Annotated in this window: 10 protein-coding genes; 8 read left to right on the top strand and 2 right to left on the bottom strand. The window is 61.7% G+C overall.

What is annotated here, in order from left to right; translation table 11 throughout:
* Positions 1–138 precede the first annotated feature (138 nt).
* Positions 139–1,116 carry a TauD/TfdA family dioxygenase gene (locus tag LIX91_RS17015; protein ID WP_024959262.1) on the bottom strand — a complete coding sequence of 326 codons (978 nt, stop codon included), beginning with the start codon at positions 1,114–1,116 and terminating at the stop codon, positions 139–141.
* A 294-nt stretch (positions 1,117–1,410) separates the two neighbouring features.
* Between LIX91_RS17015 and LIX91_RS17010 the strand changes: the two genes are divergently transcribed.
* The 8 genes from LIX91_RS17010 to LIX91_RS16975 are packed head-to-tail and all read left to right on the top strand — an operon-like array spanning position 1,411 to position 7,614.
* Positions 1,411–2,634, top strand: coding sequence for a PepSY-associated TM helix domain-containing protein (locus LIX91_RS17010; RefSeq protein WP_226488833.1), 1,224 nt, complete (start codon positions 1,411–1,413; stop codon positions 2,632–2,634).
* Positions 2,631–3,176 (top strand): hypothetical protein, encoded by a 546-nt coding sequence (locus LIX91_RS17005; RefSeq protein ID WP_003416004.1) that lies wholly within the window; start codon positions 2,631–2,633, stop codon positions 3,174–3,176. Before LIX91_RS17010 ends, LIX91_RS17005 begins: the two co-directional genes overlap by 4 nt.
* Positions 3,173–3,505, top strand: a complete 333-nt coding sequence (locus LIX91_RS17000; RefSeq protein WP_003406932.1) for a hypothetical protein — start codon at positions 3,173–3,175, stop codon at positions 3,503–3,505. The genes LIX91_RS17005 and LIX91_RS17000 overlap by 4 nt, the downstream gene beginning before the upstream one ends.
* Positions 3,502–4,068 (top strand): DUF6162 family protein, encoded by a 567-nt coding sequence (locus tag LIX91_RS16995; RefSeq protein ID WP_003409764.1) that lies wholly within the window; start codon positions 3,502–3,504, stop codon positions 4,066–4,068. The genes LIX91_RS17000 and LIX91_RS16995 overlap by 4 nt, the downstream gene beginning before the upstream one ends.
* 35 nt (positions 4,069–4,103) lie before the next feature.
* Positions 4,104–5,036 (top strand): metal ABC transporter substrate-binding protein, encoded by a 933-nt coding sequence (locus LIX91_RS16990; protein WP_226488832.1) that lies wholly within the window; start codon positions 4,104–4,106, stop codon positions 5,034–5,036.
* Entirely contained in the window at positions 5,033–5,797 is a 765-nt protein-coding gene (locus LIX91_RS16985; protein ID WP_003416001.1) for a metal ABC transporter ATP-binding protein, read from the top strand. The genes LIX91_RS16990 and LIX91_RS16985 overlap by 4 nt, the downstream gene beginning before the upstream one ends.
* Positions 5,797–6,696: a metal ABC transporter permease gene (locus LIX91_RS16980; RefSeq protein WP_003348835.1), complete on the top strand. Its 900-nt coding sequence runs from the start codon at positions 5,797–5,799 to the stop codon at positions 6,694–6,696. Before LIX91_RS16985 ends, LIX91_RS16980 begins: the two co-directional genes overlap by 1 nt.
* On the top strand, positions 6,697–7,614 hold the full coding sequence (locus tag LIX91_RS16975; RefSeq protein WP_226488831.1) for a metal ABC transporter substrate-binding protein: 918 nt from the start codon (positions 6,697–6,699) through the stop codon (positions 7,612–7,614). It begins immediately after the preceding gene.
* A gap of 208 nt (positions 7,615–7,822) precedes the next feature.
* Here LIX91_RS16975 and LIX91_RS16970 read toward each other — a convergent pair.
* Positions 7,823–7,931: IS3 family transposase (locus tag LIX91_RS16970; RefSeq protein ID WP_146099844.1), on the bottom strand; the 109-nt coding region annotated here is incomplete at its 5' end.

Genomic DNA, 7,931 nt, shown 5'->3' with positions numbered 1-7,931 from the left:
GAGAGGACGCGGAGCGTCCAGAACTGCATGCCTAAGCGGAGCGCAGGCACGATAATCAAACGCCGGACACTTATCGTTCCACTCGCTCAAACGTGACTATCGTGCCTACGCTCCGTTAGCACGATGATCTGACGGCGTTTACTTATCCGAATGCCCCTGTGCCATGGCGACCACCACTTTGCGTTTGCCGGTGAAGGGTGCGCGGGAGTGGGCGGTGAGCATGTTGTCGAGCATCAGGACGTCGTTTTCCAGCCATGGGAAGCTGACGGTGCATTCGTCGAGTACGCCGCGGATTTCGTCCAGCAGGGTTTCTTCGAGGGGCGAGCCGTCGCCGTAGTAGACGTTGCGCGGCAGGTCTTCTTCGTCCACTACGTCGAGCAGGGTTTCGCGCACTTCCGGTTGCAGGTTGGAGATGTGGAACAGGTGCGCCTGGTTGAACCAGACGGTGTCGTGGGTCACCGGGTGGCGCGATACCGCCTGGCAAATCTGCCGGGTGCGCAGTTCGCCGTCGTCTTTCCATTCGCACTCGATGTTGTGCGCCCGGCAGTAGGCTTCGACCACGCGCTCGTCTTCGCTGTTGAACACCTGACTCCATTCCACATCGAGCCCGTTGCCGTAGTTACGCACGTACATCAGTTTCTTTTCGACAAAGCGCTCGCGAATGCGCGCCGGAATGCGTCGGTAGATTTCGCGGCTGTCGGCGATCGGTGTTTCGCCGCCTGTCTGCGCCGCGATCATGCTGTAGAACCAGATCTTCATCGGCCATTCCAGCGTGTAGGCCTGCTCGTTGTGCAGCGGGATGCTCTGGTGCGCCGGGTACTCGGTCGAGGTGTACACACCTTTGGTGACGTTGCTGCGTGGTGTAGAGCCGAACTCGTAGTTGAGCAGCGGATCGCCGAAACCGGCGGCGAACTCGCGAAACGCTTCCGCACCGCCCACCTCGAAGCCGCGAAACAGAATCCCGCCTGCGCTATACAGGTGCCCGGCGACCAACGGCTTGAGTTCGCCCAGCGCTTCCATCAAGTCCAGACCGGGCTCGGGTGCCTGCACCAGCATCGGCAAGCTGCCCGCCCCTGCCAGCAACGGCCGGATATCCAAACTCAACGCATGACTCATGATGTCTCTCCCTTGATGGCAAAAGCGCCCGAGCCCCTGCGGCCTGGCGCAAAACCAATGTTCAGATTGAACGTACTGCGCTGCTGGAAAATTAGCCGTACCGCCCTATTCATGCGGCATGCGGAGCTGTACCGCGGCGCTGAAACAATTTTTTGCATTTAAACGCAAAAAGTTCTTATAGGAATTCAGTTCTCATTCGTCTTTAACTTAATGCGAGGCTTTTTACGCCCGCGCGTACAGACAGAGGGCACCGCCTTGCGGCCGCTCCACATCGTGAATCGAGATTGTTTATCCATGTCGAAGAAGTCCCGTTCAAAAATCTGGTTTCTCGTCCACAGCTGGCTGGCCCTGCCGATCTGGTTCTTCGTGCTGATCGTTTGTGTGACCGGCACGCTGGCCGTGGTCAGCAAGGAAATCATGTGGCTGGCCAACCCGGAGATGCGTGACAACCGCCCTTCCGACGACGCCCAGCGCCTGAACTTCGAACAGATTCGCGCAACCATCGAACGCAACGAGCCTGACCTGATCGTCGGCACCATCATGCAGCCGGACGGCGACTATTTCGCCTTGAGCGTGTTCATCACCTACCCCGACGGGCGTTCGGTGCCGGCTTACGTCAACCCTTACACCGGGGTGATTCAGGGCATTACCCCGTCGTTCGACTTCCGCCGCTTCACCCGCGCGCTGCACGGCTGGTGGCTGGTGCCGTTTACCAACGGCTATTCGTGGGGCTGGTATCTGGTGTCGATTCTCGGCCTGCCGTTGCTGGCCTCACTGGTGACCGGGCTGGTGGTCTACAAGAAATTCTGGCGCGGCTTTTTCAAGCCCGTGCGTTTCAGCCAGGGCCCGCGCATTTTCTGGGGCGACCTGCATCGCCTCAGCGGCGTCTGGTCGATCTGGTTCATTGCGGTGATTTCCATTACCGGCACGTGGTTTCTGATCCAGGCGATTCTGGGCGACAACCAGATCAGTATTTCCAGCAAATCCCAGGTCGCGTCGATCATCCCGCACAGCGCCGTGCCGCTGACTGCCGACGGCAGACCCGCGCCGACCATCAGCCTGGAGCGCGCCGTGGAAATCGCCAGGGAGCGGATTCCGGGCCTGGAAGCCAGCTTCATCACACCGCCGTTCAATGCCTACAGCAACATGCAGGTGGGTGGACGCAGCTGGTATCCATTGATGTTCCAGACCGCCGAAATCAACCCGTACAGCGGCGAGATTGCCGCCTCGCACCTGCTGTCGGACCGCAACAAGCTGGAGTTCGTCACCGAGTCCATGCGCCCCCTGCACACCGGCGATTTCGGCGGCATATGGATCAAGCTGATCTGGGCGTTTTTCGGCCTGCTGCTGAGCATGATGGTGCTCAGCGGCCTGTTGATCTGGAGCAAGCGTACTGCACTGGCGACGCTCAACGCCCTCAAGCGTGAAACCCGAGCCCGCCCGGCAACGGCCGCTGCAACCCCACGAAACACCTCGCCCTCGCCGCTGGCGACCCGCACCCCGGAGAACAGCCTGTGAGCAAGGCCGCCGCTGTTACACAACCTGCATCGTCACTGAGTCGTTTCTGGCACAAATGGCGCTTCCATATCAACGTGCTGCTGGTGCTGATCCCGCTGGGTTTCATGCCCAAGTACTTTTCCGACAACGCGCTGGATCGTGGCGATCAGGGCCTTGGCCAGCGCGAAGTCGGCGAGATTCAGGTCGGCCCGTGGAGCCTGCGCCTGGCAGAAGACCGCAACGAAGCGCCGCGCCTTTCCGGCCCATCGGGCTACATGAAAAGTTTCAACGCCGCGCTGTGCAACGCCTGCATCGACCGGGTCAAGGCCACTTATCTGCGCATCGGCAAACCGCGCAGCCTGCGCACCGCCGGGGTGATTTTCTTCGGTGGCGGCTACCGCATGAGCGCCTTCATGCAGATCGCGCAAAACACCGATCCCGACGCCGAGCTGTGGATCACCATGGAAGGCTGGGACGGCGCCGTGCATCAGACTTCCATCCCCCTGCAACAGGCTTCGCCCAGCACCATGGCGTGGCTGAAAAAACAAGGAGCCCAACCATGAGTGCCCGCCCTTCCCTGCGCTGGCTGACGGCCAGTGCCTTGTGCCTGCTTGGCCTGAGCAGCAACGCCCTGGCGCATAACCCGATGTGCGAATGCAAACAGATCGACACCGAGCAGATCCGCTGCACCGGCGGTTTTTCCGACGGCAGTGGTGCGCCGGGTGTGACCCTGGACGTGATCGGCTACGACGAAACCATCCTGGTGCCCGGCAAGCTTGGCGAGGACTCGACAGTAACCTTCAAACGCCCTGCCTCCGAGTTCTACGTGCTGTTCGACGCCGGTCCCGGTCACGTGGTGGAAATCGATCAGGCGGACATCCAGGCCCCATGAGCACACCAACCCGACACATCGTCCGTCCGGCAGGCGCCGGGCATGAAACCCTGTACGTCCTGCTGCTGTGCCTGCTGATCCTTGGCAGCGCTGCCGGCGTGATCAGCCTGCACCGTGATACTCAGGAAACGCACAGCGTCGCCAGCCATCAACTGGACGCACGACGCGACCTGAGCGCTGCGGAACAAGGCATTTACGCCGACCTGCGCGTGACCCTCGACGAAATTCGCCTGCTGGCCAGCGAGCAGCAGACGCCGATCACCCCAGAGCAACTGGGCGATGAAGGCTTTGCGCCGTTCGCCAGGGATGCCAGTTCGGTGAGCCGTGGCGACCATGCCTGGCAGATGATCGAGCAGTCCTACCTGGGACTGAGCCGGACGCCGAGCGTGGCCGGTTCGTTTCTGATGCGTGTCGATTCGGGCGAGCAGCCGGACATCTGGATCAACCGTAACGCCTCGCTGGCGGCGGTCAGCGACCTCAGTGACCAGGCCTTGATCGATTCAGGCTGGAAACAGGTCGTCGCGCAATTCGATGCTGGCGTGACCCGTCAGCACCCGCACTGAAACTCCGCATTCCTTTGAAAGAAGACCGCTTGCCCATGCCTATTTCATTCAAACGCCGTCCCTTGCTGCGCGGCCTGCTGACGGGACTGATCGTCGCCCTGCTGGCGCCGTCCAGCTTCGCCGCCGAACCGGCCAAACGCCTGCGCATCGGCATTACCCTGCACCCTTACTACAGCTACGTGAGCAATATTGTCGGCGACAAGGCCGACGTTGTGCCGCTGATCCCGGCGGGCTTCAACCCGCATGCCTATGAGCCGCGCGCCGAGGACATCAAGCGCATCGGCTCGCTGGACGTGATCGTGCTCAACGGCGTTGGCCACGACGATTTTGCCGACCGCATGATCGCCGCCAGTGAAACGCCGAACATCAAGACCATCGAGGCCAACGCCGATGTGCCGTTGCTGGCGGCCACCGGGGTGGCGGCGCGAGGTGATGGCAAAGTGGTCAACCCGCACACTTTCCTGTCGATCAGTGCGTCCATTGCGCAGGTCAACAATATCGCCCGCGAGCTGGGCAAGCTGGACCCGGACAATGCCAAAACCTACACCGCCAACGCCCGCGCCTACGGCAAGCGCCTGCGCCAGATGCGCGCCGATGCGCTCGCCAAACTGACCAAGGCACCCAACGCCGACCTGCGCGTGGCCACGGTGCATGCCGCCTACGACTACCTGCTGCGCGAATTCGGTCTGGAAGTCACCGCCGTGGTTGAACCGGCGCATGGCATCGAGCCGAGCCCGAGTCAGTTGAAAAAAACCATCGACCAACTGCGTGAGCTGGACGTGAAGGTGATCTTCTCGGAAATGGATTTCCCGTCCACCTACGTCGAGACCATTCAGCGTGAATCCGGGGTTCGGCTGTACCCGCTGTCGCACATTTCCTATGGCGAGTACACCGCCGACAAATACGAAAAGGAGATGGCCGGCAACCTCGACACGGTGGTACGGGCCATTCAGGAGTCGGGCGCATGACGGCTGCACAGCACCTCGATATCGTCAGCCAGGGGCCGGGCATCGAATTCAACCAGGTCAGCCTGACCCTCGGGCGCACCACGATTCTCGATCAGGTTCACTTCAATGTGCGCGCCGGCAGCGTACACGCACTGGTCGGCCCGAATGGCGGTGGCAAAAGCTCGCTGATCAAGACCCTGCTCGGGCAGACACCGCATCAGGGCCAATTGAGCCTGCTGTGGCCTGCAGCTCCAGGAATTATCGGCTATGTACCGCAGGCGCTGGAGTTCGACCGTGGCCTGCCGATGACCGTCGACGATTTCATGGCGGCCATGTGTCAGCGACGCCCGGCGTTTTTGGGCTTGTCGAAGCACTACGCGGCAGCGATTGGCGAGGCACTGGAACGGGTCGGCATGCAGGACAAGCGCAAACGGCGCATGGGCGCGCTGTCCGGTGGCGAACGGCAGCGCGTGCTGCTGGCGCAGGGGCTGATTCCTGCGCCGCATTTGCTGGTGCTGGATGAGCCGATGTCGGCGCTGGATGAGGCGGGTATTCAGGTGTTCGAGCGGTTGTTGGGTGAATGGCGCCGAAGCGGGGTCACGGTCCTGTGGATCGAGCATGATCTGGATGCCGTCAGGCGTCTGGCCGATCAGGTCACGGGGCTCAACCGACGCATCCTGTTCGGCGAACCGGCCGCCACCGCGCTGACCCCGGAGCGGCTGCTGACCCTGTTTTCGGCGCACCCGCGCACGATGGATAGCAGCGCCGGGAGGATCGTGTAATGGATTACGAAACCTTTCGCCTGTTCATTCAGGGCCTCGCCTCGTCCGGTTATCTGCCCGAAGCGCTGGCCTATGGTTTCGTGGTCAACGCCCTGCTCGCCGGGCTGTTGATCGGCCCGGTGCTGGGCGGTCTGGGCACGCTGGTGGTGGTCAAGCGCTTCGCGTTTTTCTCCGAAGCCGTGGGCCATGCGGCACTGACCGGGGTGGCGATCGGCATTCTGCTCGGCGAACCCTACACCGGCCCCTATGGCGCCCTGTTCGGCTATTGCCTGCTGTTCGGCATCGTCCTCAATTACCTGCGCAACCGCACCGGGCTGGCACCGGACACGTTGATTGGCGTGTTCCTGTCGGTCTCCCTGGCACTGGGCGCGAGCCTGTTGCTGGTGCTGGCCGGCAAGATCAACGTGCACATTCTGGAAAACGTGCTGTTCGGCTCGGTGCTGACCGTCAACGGCAACGACCTGCTGGTGCTGCTGATCGTCGGTTCGCTGGTCATGGGCCTGAGCCTGCCGCTGTACAACCGCATCATGCTGGCCAGCTTCAACCCGCAACTGGCTGCGGTGCGTGGCGTCGCGGTGAAGACGCTGGATTACCTGTTCGTGATTCTGGTGACGCTGATCACGGTCGCGGCGGTGAAAGTCATCGGCGCGATTCTGGTCGGTGCGTTGCTGGTGATTCCAGCGGCGGCGGCGCGCCTGTTGAGCCAGTCGCTCAAGGGCTTTTTCTGGATTTCAGTGGCTATTGCGACGTTCAGCACCCTGTGCGGCATCCTGCTGCCCATCGTCTTCGACCTGCCTGTGCCGTCCGGCGCGGCAATCATTCTGGTGGCGGGCATGGCTTTCGCCCTCGCCGCCATCGCTCGCGGCACGCTGCCGAGCCTGAAAGGGAATATTGGATAAATGCCTACGTTACGTACTCTGACCCTCGCGCTGATCATGACCGGCCTGTTCAGCAACAGCTTGCAGGCGGCTGACAGCAAAACCGACAGTTCGCAACCGGTGCGAGTGCTGGCCAGCCTGCCGATTACCTATGGCCTGGGCGAGATACTGCTCAAGGACAGCGGTGTGGTGCTGGAGCGGGCTGCAGCGGCCAACCTTCCAGGCTCGCGTCAGACGGCGTATTTCACCGGGCGTGGTGCCGATGCCTTGCGCGGGCTGGCGAACAACGCCGACGCGGTGATCGGCTTGCGCTCGATCTGGGCCGATGACCCGCTTTACCCCAATGCACGGCGCAGCAATATTCGTATCGTCGAGATCGACGCCGCACGGCCGGTGGACGGCAGCTTGCCGGGCATCGCCGTACAGCCGGGTCAGGGCAGTGACGGATTGAACAGTCAGCCATGGCTGGCGAGCAATAACATGGGCCGTATGGCCGATGTGCTGGCAGCAGATCTGGTGCGCCTGGCACCGGCCGCCAAACCGAAAATCGAGACCAACCTGGCGGCGTTCAAGCAGCAGCTACTCAAGCTCAGCGCCAGCAGCGAGGCAGCGCTGGCCGGTGCCGATAATTTGAGTGTGGTGAGCCTGTCGGATCGCTTCAGCTATTTGATCAGCGGGCTGAATCTGGAACTGATCGACACTCAGGCACTGATGGACGAGCAATGGACGCCAGAAGCCTTGAGCAAATTGAGCGCGACCCTGAAGGATAACGACGTGGCCTTGGTGCTCGATCACCGCCAGCCACCCGCGCCGGTCAAGGTGGCCATCGAGGCAGCCGGCAGCAAGCTATTAGTGCTGGGGATCGATGGCGCTGACCCGCTGGCGGAATTGCAGGGGGATATTCAGGGAATTATCGGGGTGCTGGCTGGTAAGGAGTGAGATTATCGTTCGGCACGCTCCAGCGTGGGAATGCGGGTCGCGACGCTCTGCGTCGCCAAGAGGACGCGGAGCGTCCGGAACGGCATGACGACGCGGAGCGTCGCACGATAACGAGTTGTCCGCGCAGACCGACGCAGAGCTTCAGCACGGAGTTGAAATTATCGTTCCTCACAGTGGTGTGACCCCCGAAGGTTGGACAATTATCCACCTACGCTGCCTTGGCAGCCTGCATTCTGTATTCCACAGGACTCAGGCCGTTAAGCTTCAGTTTTATGCGTGAGTGATTGTAATACTCAATGTACTCTTCGATACCCGCC

Source organism: Pseudomonas sp. B20 (assembly GCF_020515755.1).
Taxonomy (GTDB): domain Bacteria; phylum Pseudomonadota; class Gammaproteobacteria; order Pseudomonadales; family Pseudomonadaceae; genus Aquipseudomonas; species Aquipseudomonas syringae.
The sequence above is the reverse complement of the archived record's forward strand: the minus strand, read 5'-3'. Positions and strand labels throughout refer to the sequence as shown.

Coding starts and splice junctions, on each gene's coding strand:
- LIX91_RS17000 (WP_003406932.1), top strand. CDS start 3,173: ATGAGTGCCCGCCCTTCCCTGCGCTGGCTGACGGCCAGTGCCTTGTGC.
- LIX91_RS17015 (WP_024959262.1), bottom strand. CDS start 1,116: ATGAGTCATGCGTTGAGTTTGGATATCCGGCCGTTGCTGGCAGGGGCG.
- LIX91_RS17010 (WP_226488833.1), top strand. CDS start 1,411: ATGTCGAAGAAGTCCCGTTCAAAAATCTGGTTTCTCGTCCACAGCTGG.
- LIX91_RS16985 (WP_003416001.1), top strand. CDS start 5,033: ATGACGGCTGCACAGCACCTCGATATCGTCAGCCAGGGGCCGGGCATC.
- LIX91_RS16990 (WP_226488832.1), top strand. CDS start 4,104: ATGCCTATTTCATTCAAACGCCGTCCCTTGCTGCGCGGCCTGCTGACG.
- LIX91_RS16975 (WP_226488831.1), top strand. CDS start 6,697: ATGCCTACGTTACGTACTCTGACCCTCGCGCTGATCATGACCGGCCTG.
- LIX91_RS16980 (WP_003348835.1), top strand. CDS start 5,797: ATGGATTACGAAACCTTTCGCCTGTTCATTCAGGGCCTCGCCTCGTCC.
- LIX91_RS16995 (WP_003409764.1), top strand. CDS start 3,502: ATGAGCACACCAACCCGACACATCGTCCGTCCGGCAGGCGCCGGGCAT.